Annotated in this window: 15 protein-coding genes; 4 read left to right on the top strand and 11 right to left on the bottom strand. The window is 59.7% G+C overall.

Annotated elements, in window-relative coordinates:
- Positions 1 to 55: 55 nt before the first annotated feature.
- Entirely contained in the window at positions 56 to 1,129 is a 1,074-nt protein-coding gene (locus tag AC1DVE_RS10560) for a fatty acid desaturase (protein ID WP_223457281.1), read from the bottom strand.
- A gap of 100 nt (positions 1,130 to 1,229) precedes the next feature.
- Between AC1DVE_RS10560 and AC1DVE_RS10555 the strand changes: the two genes are divergently transcribed.
- Positions 1,230 to 2,234, top strand: a complete 1,005-nt coding sequence (locus tag AC1DVE_RS10555) for an AraC family transcriptional regulator (RefSeq protein WP_223457279.1) — start codon at positions 1,230 to 1,232, stop codon at positions 2,232 to 2,234.
- Here the strand turns inward: AC1DVE_RS10555 and AC1DVE_RS10550 are convergent, their stop codons facing one another.
- From AC1DVE_RS10550 to AC1DVE_RS10540, 3 genes are all read right to left on the bottom strand, one after another.
- Entirely contained in the window at positions 2,235 to 3,467 is a 1,233-nt protein-coding gene (locus AC1DVE_RS10550) for a type II toxin-antitoxin system HipA family toxin (protein WP_223457277.1), read from the bottom strand.
- Complete coding sequence (locus tag AC1DVE_RS10545; protein ID WP_104450798.1) at positions 3,460 to 3,708, bottom strand: helix-turn-helix domain-containing protein; 249 nt, start codon at positions 3,706 to 3,708, stop codon at positions 3,460 to 3,462. The genes AC1DVE_RS10550 and AC1DVE_RS10545 overlap by 8 nt, the downstream gene beginning before the upstream one ends.
- A gap of 115 nt (positions 3,709 to 3,823) precedes the next feature.
- Entirely contained in the window at positions 3,824 to 4,510 is a 687-nt protein-coding gene (locus tag AC1DVE_RS10540) for a Crp/Fnr family transcriptional regulator (protein ID WP_223457275.1), read from the bottom strand.
- 83 nt (positions 4,511 to 4,593) lie between these two features.
- Between AC1DVE_RS10540 and AC1DVE_RS10535 the strand changes: the two genes are divergently transcribed.
- A complete protein-coding gene (locus AC1DVE_RS10535; protein WP_223457273.1) occupies positions 4,594 to 5,118 on the top strand; it encodes an Mpo1 family 2-hydroxy fatty acid dioxygenase in 525 nt (174 codons plus the stop codon).
- A gap of 108 nt (positions 5,119 to 5,226) precedes the next feature.
- On the opposite strand, the gene AC1DVE_RS10530 is transcribed toward AC1DVE_RS10535, so the two are convergent.
- The 6 genes from AC1DVE_RS10530 to dibA form a co-directional block, all read right to left on the bottom strand.
- Positions 5,227 to 6,216, bottom strand: coding sequence for a sulfate/molybdate ABC transporter ATP-binding protein (locus tag AC1DVE_RS10530; protein ID WP_085717793.1), 990 nt, complete (start codon positions 6,214 to 6,216; stop codon positions 5,227 to 5,229).
- A 3-nt stretch (positions 6,217 to 6,219) separates the two neighbouring features.
- Positions 6,220 to 7,089, bottom strand: a complete 870-nt coding sequence (cysW, locus tag AC1DVE_RS10525; protein ID WP_060543939.1) for a sulfate ABC transporter permease subunit CysW — start codon at positions 7,087 to 7,089, stop codon at positions 6,220 to 6,222.
- Positions 7,090 to 7,101: 12 nt separating this feature from the next.
- Positions 7,102 to 7,920 carry a sulfate ABC transporter permease subunit CysT gene (gene cysT, locus AC1DVE_RS10520; protein WP_007972956.1) on the bottom strand — a complete coding sequence of 273 codons (819 nt, stop codon included), beginning with the start codon at positions 7,918 to 7,920 and terminating at the stop codon, positions 7,102 to 7,104.
- Positions 7,921 to 7,989: 69 nt separating this feature from the next.
- Positions 7,990 to 9,003, bottom strand: a complete 1,014-nt coding sequence (locus tag AC1DVE_RS10515; protein ID WP_223457271.1) for a sulfate ABC transporter substrate-binding protein — start codon at positions 9,001 to 9,003, stop codon at positions 7,990 to 7,992.
- Between the two features lie 74 nt (positions 9,004 to 9,077).
- A complete protein-coding gene (gene oscA, locus AC1DVE_RS10510; RefSeq protein WP_007975618.1) occupies positions 9,078 to 9,260 on the bottom strand; it encodes a sulfur starvation response protein OscA in 183 nt (60 codons plus the stop codon).
- Between the two features lie 225 nt (positions 9,261 to 9,485).
- On the bottom strand, positions 9,486 to 11,405 hold the full coding sequence (gene dibA, locus AC1DVE_RS10505; RefSeq protein WP_223457269.1) for a phosphodiesterase DibA: 1,920 nt from the start codon (positions 11,403 to 11,405) through the stop codon (positions 9,486 to 9,488).
- 146 nt (positions 11,406 to 11,551) lie between these two features.
- On the opposite strand from dibA, the gene desA reads away from it, so the two are divergent.
- Both desA and AC1DVE_RS10495 read left to right on the top strand, forming a co-directional pair.
- Positions 11,552 to 12,736 (top strand): delta-9 fatty acid desaturase DesA, encoded by a 1,185-nt coding sequence (desA, locus tag AC1DVE_RS10500; protein ID WP_223457267.1) that lies wholly within the window; start codon positions 11,552 to 11,554, stop codon positions 12,734 to 12,736.
- 286 nt (positions 12,737 to 13,022) lie between these two features.
- Positions 13,023 to 14,012 (top strand): GGDEF domain-containing protein, encoded by a 990-nt coding sequence (locus AC1DVE_RS10495; protein WP_223533354.1) that lies wholly within the window; start codon positions 13,023 to 13,025, stop codon positions 14,010 to 14,012.
- 82 nt (positions 14,013 to 14,094) lie between these two features.
- On the opposite strand, the gene AC1DVE_RS10490 is transcribed toward AC1DVE_RS10495, so the two are convergent.
- Positions 14,095 to 15,309, bottom strand: coding sequence for an HDOD domain-containing protein (locus AC1DVE_RS10490; RefSeq protein WP_223457263.1), 1,215 nt, complete (start codon positions 15,307 to 15,309; stop codon positions 14,095 to 14,097).
- Positions 15,310 to 15,336 lie beyond the last annotated feature (27 nt).

The following is a 15,336-nucleotide window of genomic DNA, read 5'->3' as shown; positions in this document are numbered from 1 at the left end:
GAAGGGAGCTGCTGCGCAGCCCAACGGGAGCAAGCCCCCTCGCCACAAGTACGAGTCAGACTTGAGCGGTTTGTGTCCTAACACCTACCGCCTCTTCCTTGCGCTCAAACCGGTTAGCCCGCGCAAACGTGCCGAAATCATTGAACCGCACGCCCATCTCACGCATTACCCTATGCCCCACCGGCACGGTCAACTGGCGGATGTAGAACGGCTCCTTCACCACAAAGTGATGGATGCCGTGGCTGCTGCCGAAGTTGAAGCAGAACGCCTGCAACGGCCACAGCCACGGGGCATTGAGTACCTGGCACTGCTGCATCACGTTGCCCGGTTCCACATCGCCGTAGTAATGCATGTTCGAGCTGATGAAGTGCAGGCAGAACGTGCGCAACACATTCGGACCGATGATCACCACCGCCGCGATGTCGATCACCTGCATCACCGACAACGTGGTCGCCGACCACTCGATCGGTGCGCCCATCAGATGCGCAATGCCGTTCGCTGCGTGGAAACCGAGAAGCACGTACCACGCGCCCCAATGCATCAGCGCCAGCGGTGCGTAGACCTTCAGGGTGCGCTGGACGATGCTGATCTTTTGCGCCCAGGTCTTGGCCCGCAGCATGCGGATGAATGACGACATCATGTTGTCGCCAATCATCAAGAATCGTGCGATGCCCCATGGCTCGCCGTTGGTGATGGCGCGTTCTTCCATGTCGGTTTCAGAACCCGACACCTTATGGTGATTGAGGTGCAGATGGCGGCGAATCCACGGGTTGATGGTGCTCGGCCGTGCCAGCCACACCAACCCCATCATCAGGTTGTGCGGCACCTTCTGCTTGCGGAAGTACATGCTGTGGATCAGGTCGTGTTCCAGCTCATGGGTCACCGAGGCGAAAAACGCGTTGAGCAGCAGGCACGCCCACCACGCCATGTGCCCGCTCATATAGAGCGCCGCCGAACCGATCATGCCGGCCAGGGCGAAGGCCAGAATGCCCGCGCCGAGGGCGTCCTGATGCTTGAGAATCGGGTATTGCTCGCGCAGCTCGACGCCTCTGGCCAGCACCACTTCACGGATATGGGCCGATCGTTGGGCTGCATTCAGTCGTTGGGGGCTTGCAGAAGTACGGTCCATGCTTCCATCCTCTGGTTATTGATGGTTGCATCCTGCCTTGCGAACCCTCGCAACGCGGTAGCCGAGAACGCCAACCTGTTGACTGGAAGCGCCAATCAGCATGACTGAACCGACCTCCCTCGCCAGCTGGACCCGCGCCCTGCGCAAGCAACTCGATGCCTTGGGCATCGACAGCACCGCCCTGTGCCAGCAATCGGGGCTCGACCCACAACTGATGGACGACCCGAATGCGCGCTACCCGCTGTCGGGCACCACGCACCTGTGGAATCTGGCGGTGCAGGCCAGCGGTGATCCGGCGATCGGTTTGCGGGTGTCGCGTTTCGTCAGCCCGACTACCTTCCACGCGCTGGGTTATGCGCTGGTGGCCAGCGGCAGCCTGCGGGAAGTGTTCGAGCGCATCGTGCGCTATCACCAGGTGGTCAGCGATGCCCTGGAACTGGAACTGACCCGCGCCGAGGATCGCTACTGTTTCCGCCTGAAAATCCCTTCCGGCAACCCGGCCCCGGCCCTCGAGGCCATTGATGCGTTCATGGCGATTTACGTGCGCACCTGCCGCAATCGCCTGGGTCGCGACTACGCGCCGCTGGCGACCTACCTGCGCCGCCCGGAGCCGGCAGACGCGCATCAATGGCATAAAGTCTTTCGCTCGCCCGTGCACTTCGGCGCCGACGAGGATCGGCTGGAATTCGCCCTCGTCGATTTCGACAGCCACCTGGACGATGCCAATCCGGAGCTGGCCGAACACAATGAAACCGTGCTCAAGCGCACCCTGGCGCAACTCAAGTTGCTGACGTGGGAACGCAAGGTCCGCGATGCGATTGAAGAACAACTGCCCGAAGGCGAACCCAGCGCCGAACACATCGCCAAGGCCCTGCACCTGAGCCTGCGCAGCCTGCAACGGCACTTGGCCGATGAAGGCTGCCGGTTCGATACGCTGCTCAATGAAAGTCGTGAAAACCTGGCGCTGCTGCACTTGCGTGACCCGCAATGTTCGTTGAGCGAGATCAGTTATCTGCTCGGGTTTGCCGACACCAGCAGCTTCAGCCGCGCCTTCAAGCGCTGGACGGGGATGACACCGGGGCAGTTTCGGGATGGGTTGCGCTGATCAGCCTTTGACCAGGCTGCGCGCCATACCCTCGTTCCACTGTTCCAGCATCGCCTCTCCAACCTCGGCAAAGGCACTGTTTGCCTTTATGTGTTGGCCCATCTCGCCCATCGCCATTGCCATCCCATGGATGACTTGTTGCAGCAATTCGTTGCAGCGTCCCTCGGTCAAATTGCAGGCGGAGCGGCCAAACCGCATCAGCATTTTGTACTTGGGCCACGCCTTCGATCCGCCCAATAGCAACGCCATGCTATCGGTCTTGATGTAGACCGACGTGGTGATGATGTCGTAGGCAGGTGCCAGGCTGATTGGTGCATCGACACCACAGTCTTCGTACAGAACACCGAAGTTTTTCAGGTGCGCGTCGCCATTCTTCAAACCCGATGACAGCGCGACGATTTTGAAAAACGACTCCAGTGCCTGATTGAGCAAAGGCGGAGAAACAAAGGCCTTGATCTGCTTGGCCGCACCTTCGTACGAACCATCGTATTTGGCTTTTGATGGCCAGGCATTGAGCACGCAGAAGTCCTCGAACCCCAGGTAACCTTTTTCATTCAAGTCGAAGCGTTCAACGATCAAAAACTTGCCGTGCTCACTGAGTTCAAACTTCGGCACCTCAAGACCCGAATGCAACGCCGCCCGCATGCAGAAGTATTCATTGCCAGCGAGTTCCGGGTATTGCTCTGGACGAAAGGCTTTGACCAGATGCGTGGCCCCCCGATGGGACAGCCGATCGATGGTTGACGCGCTGTCACGCACCAGTACCTTCGGTTGCACACCGGAAACGCCTGAATACTGGCCATAGGTCTGCAAGAGGCCTTCGAACAGACCTTGCGCGCCGTCATGTACAAGAAGCTCCGCCAGGCTGGTTTCAGGTGGCTGGTCGACCGGCCCCGGGGCCTTTGAAATGCCGACTCTTCCGAGCTGGTGCGGGCCGACTATGGCAAGCATCGAAAAATCGTCAAACCCCCGGACGGCCTTGCTGAAGCGACGAGTCAGTTCATCGCGCAGGGCTCCCTCTGGCAAATTCATTTCAAAAACCGGTGGAACACCTGGTTCCCACGCGTAACTCTCCAGCCGCACCGGCATGGTCAACGAGACGGCGTTTTGTTCTGACGCGTTTTCGGCGTAGGCAAACACGGTGTCGATGGGAGGCTGGCCACGACCAAGGACTCCCACCGCACTGTTGGAAACGCTGATAGCCAGTCGATCCTTCTCCTGCGGCTCATCCATGGAAATCCACCTTTTTGAGGGTGTCCAGCGTTGGCCGCTTCGACTGTCGCGGCACTGCTGTCAGTTCATAACCGAAGCCATTGAGGATCGCCTCGACCTTGCGCAGACCAATTTCGGAGAGGGTGTTGTTTTCGATACCGGAGATCGTCGCCCGGCTCATTCCGTACTGCTGTGCCAATGCCTGCTGGGAGAGTTTTCTTTCCTTGCGTAACGTTCGGATCAACTTGCCAAGGTTTTCCATTTCACCGCCATGCATCGTATACAGTGCATAATTTGTTAGATTAATGGTTATGCATTGTATTTAGTGCAGATACTGACTGAAGTCCAGCTACATTTGCTGACGCCCATTTCAATCATCAAACCATCGCCAACACCCGCAACCGCTCGGCATCGAGGATTTCGATTTCGCCGTAACTCAACCCGATGACCCCCTGCCCCTGCAACTCCTTGAGGATCTGGTTGGTGGTCTGGCGCGACAGCGACAACATGGCGGCAAGCTGCTCCTGGGGCAGTTGCAGGACGCGGCGCGGTGGAGCGGTCTCGCCATAGCCTTCGGCGATCATCAGCAAGCGGTGCGCCAGCCTGGCCGGGGCCGGCAACAGACTCAATTGTTCGAGATTGATGAAGGTCATGCGCAGCTTCTGGCTCATCAGCAACGCCAGTTGCCGCCAGTGCTGCGGATGCTCGTCGAGCAGCGCCAGCAAGGTGTTCTGGGGGATGTGCAGCAGCGCGCACTGGCCCACGCCGTAGGCATCGTGGGTGCGTGGCTGGCCGTCGAACAGGCAGATTTCGCCGAACCAGTGCGGCGGCTCCACCAGGCTCAGCAACGCTTCCTTGCCCTGCTCGCTCACGGCACCGACGCGCACCGCGCCTTCAAGCACCGCGTACAGGCCACAGGGCGGATCGCCACGTTTGAACAGCCGCTGGCCCGGCGACAGCCGCCGCAGCCTGGCCGCCGACAGCAGTCTATCCTGTAGGGAATCAGGCAAATGGCTGAACCACTGACCGCTCATCAGGCGTGGACGCCAGACCTGCATATCCATGAAAACTCCTAGAGATTGTCGCCTGGCTGACAGAGCGGGAAGTGACCCCGGGGCATGATCAATCACTCCACAGGAGAACAACAATGAAAAGCCTCGTCGACCACCTCAGTCAATACGCCGCCTATCACCGTGACCCGCGCAACATCGCCTCGCACTTTATCGGCATTCCGCTGATCGTGGTGGCCGTCGCGGTGTTGCTGTCGCGGCCGCAGTGGTCGCTGGGCGGCGTATGGATGTCACCGGCGGTGCTCGTCTCGCTGGCATCGGCATGGTTTTACCTGCGCCTGGAGTTGCGCCTGGGCGTGTTGATGACCGTGTTGCTCGGGCTGTCCCTGTGGGCAGGTCATGCGCTGGCGCAGCAAGGCACGCTGGTCTGGCTAGGCAGCGGCGTGGCAATGTTCGTGATCGGTTGGGCGATCCAGTTTGTCGGCCATCACTACGAAGGGCGAAAACCGGCATTTGTCGATGACGTGACCGGGTTGATTGTCGGGCCGTTGTTCGTGGTGGCCGAGTTGGCGTTCATGCTGGGGATGCGGCATGACCTGAAAGAGCAGATCGAGGCGCGGGCGGGTGGGGTGCGAGTCAATCCGAAGCGTGCTGCTGTTTAGATCACATTCGCGGGCAAGCCCGCTCCTACAGGTTTTGAGGTTGGCCACAAGTTTTGTGCTCAACACCGATCCTCTGTGGGAGCGGGCTTGCTCGCGAAGCTTTTGATTTTAAATGTTCGCGACCTTCTGCCAGACCTTCGGCTTGAAGAACAGCGTCTCTCCCTTCGCCAACCCGATCAGGCTATCGTGATCCTTTACCACTTCGGCTTCGATCAGATCGCTCTGCCCCTCGACCTTCAACGTCACCCGCGTCGTCGCGCCCAGCGGACGAATATCGCGCACTTCAGCCGCGTGGTGGTCTTCCAGTTCATGGCGCGACAGCGACACCTCGTGCGGGCGGAACAGCACGTGCTTGTCTTCGCCCAGGTGCAGACGGTTCGAATCACCTAGGAAGTGATAGACGAAATCGCTGGCCGGGTTTTCGTACACGTCCCCCGGTGAACCGATCTGCTCGATCACACCCTTGTTCATCACCACGATACGGTCGGCGACTTCCATGGCTTCTTCCTGGTCGTGGGTCACGAACACCGAGGTCAGGTTGATGTCTTCGTGCAGACGCGCCAACCAGCGGCGCAGTTCTTTACGGACCTTGGCGTCGAGGGCGCCGAAAGGTTCGTCGAGCAGCAGCACTTTCGGCTCCACCGCCAGCGCTCGGGCCAGGGCAATGCGCTGGCGCTGACCGCCGGAGAGTTGCTCCGGGTAGCGATCCGACAACCAGTCCAGTTGCACCATGTTCAGCAGTTCGTGGACTTTGGTTGCGATCTGGCTTTCGCTCGGGCGCTGGTTTTTCGGTTTCATGCGCAGGCCGAACGCGACGTTGTCGAACACCGTCATGTGGCGGAACAAGGCGTAGTGCTGGAACACAAAACCGACGTTGCGATCACGCACGTCATGGCCGGAAACGTCTTCACCGTGGAACACGATGTTGCCCTGATCCGGAGTTTCCAGGCCTGCGATGATCCGCAGCAGCGTGGTCTTGCCGCAGCCCGACGGACCGAGCAGTGCGACGAGTTCGCCGCTCTGGATGTCCAGGCTGATGTTGTCCAGCGCCTTGAAGGCATGGAAGTTCTTGCTGACGTTACGCACTTCGATCGACATGAATTATTCCTCCGCGGCGCTGGTGCGCAGGCGGTTAATACGGTTTTCGCTCCACTGCTTGAGCAGCAGGATGAAGAGCGCCAGGATCAGCAACAGGCTCGCCACGGCGAACGCGGCCACGTGGTTGTATTCGTTGTAGAGGATCTCGACGTGCAACGGCAGGGTGTTGGTCACCCCGCGAATGTGCCCGGAAACCACCGACACCGCACCGAACTCCCCCATGGCCCGCGCGGTGCACAACACCACGCCGTAGATCAGGCCCCATTTGATGTTGGGCACAGTGACGTGCCAGAACATCTGCCAGCCGTTGGCCCCGAGCAGGCGCGCGGCCTCCTCTTCCTGAGTGCCTTGCTCCTGCATCAGCGGGATCAGTTCACGGGCCACGAACGGCACGGTGACGAAGATCGTCGCCAGCACGATGCCCGGCAGGGCAAAGACGATCTGGATGTCGTGATCTTGCAACCACGGCCCGAACAGACCCTGGGCGCCGAACATCAACACATAGACCAGGCCCGCGATCACCGGCGACACCGAGAACGGCAGGTCGATCAGGGTCACCAGCATGCTCTTGCCGCGGAACGAGTACTTGCTCACGCACCACGCGGCGCTGACGCCAAATACCAGATTCAGCGGCACCGAAATCAATACGGCGATGACCGTGAGCTTCAGCGCCGACAGCGCGTCCGGTTCAAAGATCGCGGTGAAAAACGCCCCGAGGCCGAGCTTCAGTCCCTGGGACACCACGATGAACAGCGGCAACAACAGGAACAGCGCAAAAATCAGCCAGCCAAGGCCGATCAGGATTCGCCGCGAAGTCGCACTGCCACGGCGGGCAGCGTTCGAGGAAGCGGCAGCAATAGATGATTGGGACATGGGTGCGCCTCCTTATGGGGTTTCGATGCGCCGCTGCAACAAGTTGATCAGCAGCAACAAGACGAAGGAAACCACCAGCATCAGTACACCAATGGAGGTAGCGCCGGTGTAATCGTATTGGTCGAGCTTGACCATGATCAGCAGCGGCAGAATCTCGGTTTTCATCGGCATGTTGCCGGCGATGAAAATCACCGAACCGTACTCGCCGACCCCACGGGCAAAGGCCAGAGCGAAACCGGTCAGCCATGCCGGAAGCAGTGCCGGCAACAGGATATGGCGGAAAACCTGCAAGGGCTTTGCTCCCAGGCACGCTGCCGCTTCTTCCACTTCACGGGGGATATCCGCCAATACTGGCTGTACGGTACGTACTACGAATGGAAGTGTCACAAAAGTGAGGGCAAGGGTGATGCCCAGAGGGGTGTAGGCGATCTTGAAACCCAGATCCGCTGCAAATTGACCGACTAGACCGGTGGGGGTGTACAACGCCGTCAGCGCAATACCGGCCACCGCCGTGGGCAATGCGAATGGCAGGTCGATCATTGCATCGATCACTTTTCGTCCAGGGAAGGTATAGCGCACTAATACCCAGGCCAGCAGCGTGCCGATGATGCCGTTGATGATCGCGGCACAAAGCGCCGTGCCGAAGCTGAGCTTCAACGCGGCCAGCACCCGTGGCGCCGAGATGATTGCCCAGAACTGATCCCAGGTGAGTTGAGCGGCATGCACGAACATCGCCGCCAGTGGTATGAGCACAATCAGGCTGAGGTACACCAAGGTGTAGCCCAGCGTCAGCCCGAAGCCGGGTATGACGGGGGAGATACGACGCGACATAAAAGTCCTTGGTTGAGAACGCAATAAGCCCCGGAGATAAATCCGGGGCTCGTTGATGGCTATTTAAGATTACTGCGCCTGGTAGATCTGGTCGAACACGCCCCCGTCATTGAAGAATTTCGGCTGAGCGGTTTTCCAGCCGCCGAAGTCCTTGTCGATGCTCACCAGTTCCAGTTTCGGGAACTGCTGGGCGTACTTGGCGGCCACGTCCTTGTCACGTGGACGATAGAAGTTCTTCGCCGCGATTTCCTGGCCGGCCGGGCTGTACAGGTGCTTGAGGTAGGCTTCGGCGATCTGCTCGTTGCCCTTTTTCTCGGCGTTCTTGTCGACTACCGCCACCGGTGGCTCGGCGAGAATCGACAGCGAAGGCACGACGATGTCGAACTTGTCGGCGCCGCCCTCTTCTTTCAGGGCCAGGAAGGCTTCGTTTTCCCAGGCCAGCAATACGTCGCCCTGACCGTTGTTGACGAAGGTAATGGTCGAACCGCGAGCGCCGGTGTCCAGCACTGGCACGTGCTTGAACAGGGTCTGTACGTATTCCTTGGCCTTGGCTTCGTCGCCGCCATTGGCTTTCAGGCCATAGGCCCACGCCGCGAGGAAGTTCCAGCGTGCACCGCCGGAGGTTTTCGGGTTCGGCGTGATCACCGAGACGTCGTTCTTGACCAGGTCGCCCCAGTCCTTGATGCCTTTAGGGTTACCCTTGCGCACCAGGAACACGATGGTCGAGGTGTAAGGCGTGCTCGCTTCCGGCAAGCGTTTTTGCCAGTCGGCCGGCAGGGTTTTGCCGAGCTTGGCGATTTCGTCGATATCACCGGCCAGGGCCAGGGTCACGACGTCGGCACGCAGGCCATCGATCACCGCCCGACCTTGCTTGCCCGAACCGCCGTGGGATTGCTGGACCTTCACGGTGTCGCCGGCGTGATCTTTCTGCCAGAACTTGATGAACTCAGCATTGTAGTCCTGGTACAGCTCGCGGGTCGGGTCGTACGACACGTTGAGCAGCTCGTAGTCCTTGGCAACGGCGGAACCGGCAAAAAGGGCGCTGGCCAGGGCGGCCAAAGCGAAATGACGAATCGACGACATGGTGAAAGCTCCTGGAATTCTTGGTGTGTTGGCTTTTCTTATGGGATATCGGAAATCGCGGTGCCTGATTCGCCTCAGCCCGGCTTGTTGCCCGGCTGCTGCAAACGGAATTTTTCTTTGCGTTCGATCTGCACCACCTGGGCGTTGTGCACGGTAATTTCCACGGCGCCAAAGCGCAGGTCGCGCAGGGCACTCTGGATTTCACGCAGGATGGTGGCTTCGTCTTGACCGTCGACGCTACGCAGGGATGCGCTCATATTGCTGCTCCTTCAACTGAGAGGTTGCCTCGCAGTGTCGGCACTGCTTGCGGCTTGAGAGCAATACTAGAGAGACACAGATATTCTTAAAAAGACTATTTAAGAATGTTTATATAACCAGAAGAGATTAACTGAAGGGACAAGGGCTTGAGGTGAATAGCCCTCTTTCAAGCACACAAAAAAACCTGTGGGAGCGTCGACCGGCTGCTCCCACAGGGTTTGCGCCTATCCAATCACCGGCGCATGAGCCCAATCCAGCTGCGCCGCTGGTACCGGCCGCCCGAACCAGTAACCCTGACCAAGATCACATCCCTGTTCGAGGAGGAAAGCAGCCTGTTCGACCTGCTCGATCCCTTCGGCATGCACCTGCATGCCCATGCTTTGCGCCAGGGCAATGATCACCCGTGAAATCGCCGCATCGTCCTCATCCCACGGCAAACCGGCAACGAAGCCCTGGTCGATTTTCAACTTTTGCACCGGCAGACGCTTGAGTCGCAGCAGCGATGAATAGCCCGTGCCGAAGTCGTCGATGGCCAGGCGCACACCCAGCTCGCGCAGGCGATGCATCTGCTCCAGCGCGACTTCCGGGTCTTCCATCACCGCGCTTTCGGTGACTTCCAGCTCGAGAAACGCCGGCTCCAGCCCGGTTTCGCGCAGGACTTGCGCCACCTGCTGATACAGCTCACGACGGGCGAACAGGCGCGAAGAAACGTTGACCGCGACGAACGACAGCACCACTCCGCCCTGCTGCCACTGGCACATCTGCCGGCACGCCTGCGCCATGACCCAGGCATCGATTTCGGCGATCAGACCGGTTCGTTCAGCGACCGGTATGAATTCCGCTGGCGACACCAGGCCCCGCTGCGGGTGCTGCCAACGCACCAGCGCCTCGACGCCAATCAGGCGATTGGTCTTGAGGTCGTGAACCGGCTGGTAATAAACCCGCAACTCTTGCCGATCCAGGGCGCGGCGCAATTCGAAGGCGATCTCCACCCGTTGCTGGGCGTGGGCCGTCAGCTCTTCGGTGTACAGGGCATAATCATTGCGCCCCGTGCTCTTGGCCTTGAACAGTGCAGAGTCGGCATTGCGCAGCAGTTGCTCAACGCTCAAGGCATCGCCGGGGAACAGGCTGATGCCGATGCTGGTGTTGATGAACAACTGATGGTCATCGATAGAGAATGGTGCTTTGAGGCCGTCGATGATCCTCTGGGCCAACGCAGCGGCCTGAACCAGTTGCGGACAGCTTTCGGCGAGTACGGCGAATTCATCTCCGCCCAGCCTGGCCAGGGTGATGCCCGGACCAAACATGGCGCCCAGGCGCTCGGCCACAGCCTTGAGCAACTGGTCGCCAACGGTATGCCCGAGGCTGTCGTTGATCATCTTGAAGTGATCGAGATCGATCATCAGCAGCGCGCAGCCACGTTTGTGGACCTGTGCCGAGGCCAGGGCCTGTTCCGCGCGGTCGGTGAACAGCAGGCGGTTCGGCAGGTCGGTCAGCGGGTCGTGGTGCGCCAGGTGCATCAGCTCGTGTTCGGAGTTCTTGATTGCACTGATGTCGGAAAACACCGCCACATATTGGCTCGGTTGGCCGTTGTCGTCGTGGATCAGTCGAATCGTTTGCCATTGCGGGTAAATCTCGCCGCTTTTGCGCCGGTTCCAGATTTCCCCGCTCCACTCCCCGGCACTGTCGAGTGCGACAAACATCGTCTGATAAAACTCAAGGGAATGTCGCCCGGACTTGAACAGATTGGGCCGCCGCCCCAGCACGTCCTCACACCCGTAACCGGTGATCTCCATGAACGCCCGATTCACATGGACGATCACGCCTTCCCGATTGGTGACCAGCACGCCTTCGCGGGTGCAGTCGAACACTGCCGCTGCCTGGCGCAAGCGCATGCGGTCGGCATCGCGCTTACGCAATTTGTCGCCGATCCCCAGACACCGCAGCAGCCGCGCTCGGGCAATGAAGATCAACCCGGTGCTGAACAGCACCCAGACATAACCGTTGATCAGTTGCCATCGCAGTCGCTCGGCAGAGCTATCGAAGAAACTGTTTAATAAATAGCCACTGATCTGCAGCCAAACCGCAGAAAGCAACAGATAGAGCAGCGCCGCGCGCAAGGCATCGAGATAGGTGGCAGACATCCGGCGGTCCATGTCCCTACAAAAAGGTTGGAATGATGGTTTAAAGACACATCCAGCCACTCTTATCTGAAAGGGCGACTGGTTTTCTGTGTGGGCTTAGTGATAATGCAACGGCTGTTTTTTCTTTATTGAGGGCCCTACAGCCTATGTGGTACGAAGGTTTTCTTGGCTTGTCGCCCTGGTCGCTGGTAGCAATCACCCTGCTGATGACCCACGTCACGATCATCGCCGTCACGGTCTATCTGCATCGTTACTCGGCCCATCGCTCCCTGGAGCTGAATGGGGGCCTTAAGCATTTCTTCCGTTTCTGGCTGTGGCTGACCACGGCACAGAACACCCGCGAGTGGACCGCCATCCACCGCAAGCATCACGCCAAATGCGAAACCGTCGATGACCCGCACAGCCCGGTCATCAAGGGCTTGTCCACGGTGCTGCGCAAAGGCGCCGAGTTGTACCGCGCCGAAGCGGAAAACCCCGAGACCCTGCGCATCTACGGCAAGAACTGCCCCGAAGACTGGATCGAGCGCAACCTCTACAGCCGCTACCCGCTGCTGGGCATCGCGATCATGGGCGTTATCGACCTGCTGCTGTTCGGCACCATCGGCATCACCATCTGGGCCATCCAGATGATGTGGATCCCGGTATGGGCCGCCGGCGTGGTCAATGGCCTGGGCCATGCCATCGGCTACCGCAACTTCGAATGCCGCGATGCGGCGACCAACCTGGTGCCTTGGGGCATCCTGATTGGCGGCGAAGAACTGCATAACAACCATCACACCTACCCTAACTCGGCAAAATTGTCGGTGAAGAAGTGGGAATTCGACCTGGGCTGGGCGTGGATTCAAGTCTTCAGCTTCCTGCGCCTGGCCAAGGTTCAACGGGTTGCGCCGATTGCCCATCGCGTCGAAGGCAAGGGCAACCTGGACATGGACACCGCCATGGCGATCCTCAACAATCGCTTCCAGATCATGGCCCAGTACCGCAAATTGGTGATCGGCCCGCTGGTCAAGCAAGAGCTGGAAAAGGTCGATCACTCGGTACGTCACCAGTTCCACCGGGCCAAACGCCTGCTTTCGCGGGAGACCAGCCTACTTGATGACAAACACCACGTGCGCATCCAGAACATGCTCGAGCACAGTCAGGCGCTGAAGGTAATTTACGAGAAACGCCTGGCCCTGCAGCAGATCTGGGTCAAGACCAGCTCAAATGGTCACGACATGCTGGCGGCCATCAAGGACTGGATACACGAAGCCGAAGCCAGCGGAATTCAGTCCCTGCGCGAATTCGCCGATCAGTTGAAGACCTACTCCCTGCGTCCTGCCGCTGTCTGATTGCAGCGCACAGCCGCAAAACCTGTGGGAGCGAGCCTGCTCGCGAAGGCGGCGTGTCAGCCAATATTGAATTGACTGGTACCCCCTTTTCGCGAGCAGGCTCGCTCCCACATTGATTTTTGGCCGCAAAAAGGCATCGCCAGTACCGCCCGGCGGGAGCCAGTTCCCTCGCCACAAAAGGTGGGAACTTCATCTGAAAAGCCCTATCTCAAAGACACTTCGCCATCCCCGGCGGGCTTGATGTTGGCCGCGATCGCACGCGGCATGCCCTTTGAGATTTGTGTCGATGGACGAAAAAAACCTGCAAGACTCATCTCCGTCCCATTGGCCCGAGGCCGCGCAGACCCTGTTGGCGCTGATGCACGCCCAAGGCGAAGTCGCACGCCTGAGCGAACGCGAACAGTTGTTCAACACCTTGCTGATGAGCGTCAACGCGGTGCTGTGGGCATTCGATTGGGAAACCCGCCAGGTGCTTTACGTCAGCCCCGCCTATGAACGGATCTTTGGCCGTTCGGCCGATCTACTGCTGGCCGACTGCAATCAATGGCGCGACAGCATTTACCCTGACGACCTGGACTATGCCGAACGCAGCTTGGCCGAAGTGCTAGACAACGGCGCCGTCGAAGATCGCGAGTATCGAATCATTGCCGCCGACGGCCAGATGCGCTGGCTTAGCGACAAATGCTACATCAACCGCCAGGCCGAGCCGGGGCAACCGGTGATCATCGTCGGTATCGCCGAAGACATCACCGACAAGAAGCGGATGGAAAGCGAACTGCACCGCCTGGCCACCACCGACGCCCTGACCCAGAGCAGCAATCGCCGGCATTTCTTCGAATGCGCCCACCAAGAGTTCGCACACGCCCGTCAACGGGGCGAACCGCTGTCATTCCTGATGCTGGACATCGATGACTTCAAAATCATCAACGACACCTACGGTCACCAGGAAGGCGACAATGTGTTGCAGCGCATCGCCGATAGCGGCCGCGCAGCGCTGCGCCGTGGCGACCTGTTCGGGCGCATTGGCGGTGAAGAGTTCGCAGCGGTGTTTCCCGGCTGTACACCGCAGATGGCCCTGCAAGTGGCGGAACGCTTGCAACGGCAGATTCAGCGATTGCGTTTCACCCATGAAGGCCGGACGTTCGGCATCACCGTCAGCCAGGGCCTGACCAGCCTGACCGCCGCGGACGAAAACGTGGAGAACCTGTTTTCCCGTGCGGATGCTGCGATGTATCGGGCCAAGCGCGAGGGTAAAAATCGGATTGTCACTGTCTGACTGTTTTTGAAGATTCACAACTGTGGCGAGGGGGCTTGCCCCCTCGCCACAAGGCTCGCTCCCACAGGAATTCGCGTGAAACCTACTTCTTGCGCAGGCGCATCAACTCCGGCAAGCCAATCTTGAGCAACCGCGCCGTCCGGCTCTTCGCCAGTTCCTCGATGCCCTCATGCTCGGTCAGACGCGCCATCTGCGCCGCCATGTTCATCACCAGCGCTTCGCGGGAATAAACCCCGCCACCGAGCTGGTAGGCCGCCGCAATCAGCTCCCGCAACTCCAGCGGCAGGCGCCAGCGCGTGCGCAGGGCCGAACCATAGGCCGCGCCAAATTCAACCAGCGCTTCGCCCACTTCCTCCTGCTCGTCCAGTTCGCCACCGGCCTGTTTCCATTCCTGCAAACAGCGCAGCAACGCCAGATCGCCGAGACGATGCAGCATGCCGGCGCAATAGCAACGCTCCTGATCTAGATCGAGCAGGCGCGCCAGGGTTCGCGCGTATTCGGCGGTGTGCAGCGACAGATCCCAGTATCGCTCGGCATAGTCGGCCAATTGCGGATCGCTGAGCCGGGCACTGCGCTTGAGCGCCAGGCCGAGAATCAGGTTCATGCTCTGCCCGGTGCCCAAGCGATGCAGCGCCTGGGACAGGCTTTGCACAGCGCCGCCGTTGTGGTGTGCCGCACTGTTGGCGGCGGCGATCAGCACGGCCGTGACCTGCGGATCGGTGCGGATTTCGTCTTCCAGCACCGTCAGGTCGAGGCCATTGGGATTGAGGCTGCGTTTGACCGCCACTTGCACGTCGGTCATCAGCGGCGCGCCGTCGGCCAATTCCCGGCGACGCTCCAGAAACACCGACAACGTCATGCCCGGTGCCAGCGACGGCACTTCGCACGAGACTTCTTCGCCAGCATTCAGCAGTAAGCCCTGCAACCGATGGGTCAGGCTTTCCATATTCAGAGGCTTGGTCAGGTACGCGGCCGGCACCAGCGGCAAGGCCTCGCGTACGCTGGCACTGTCGTTGCGACTGCTCATGAGGATGAAGGGCAGCGGCGGGTTGCGTTTGCGCTGACGGATGTTGCGCAGTACATTCAGGCCATCGACGCCCGGCAACTCCCAGTCGGCGATGACCAGGTCATAGGGGTTGGCGGCCAATAGCTCCAGCGCTTGCTGACCATCGGCGCACAAGTCCAGCCGCGCATCGCAGCGTACGTTCAACAACACTTCCTTGAGCAAATCCCGGGACCAAGGGTCGGCCTCGGCGATCAGGACTCTTGGAACGGCGGGTAAAATGACAGTTGTCATACAGCTCTCCCTGGCAATGCAGGAACC

The organism is Pseudomonas sp. P4_B4, from assembly GCF_056402255.1.
Note: the sequence above shows the minus strand (reverse complement) of the source record. Positions and strands in the feature narration are given on the sequence as shown.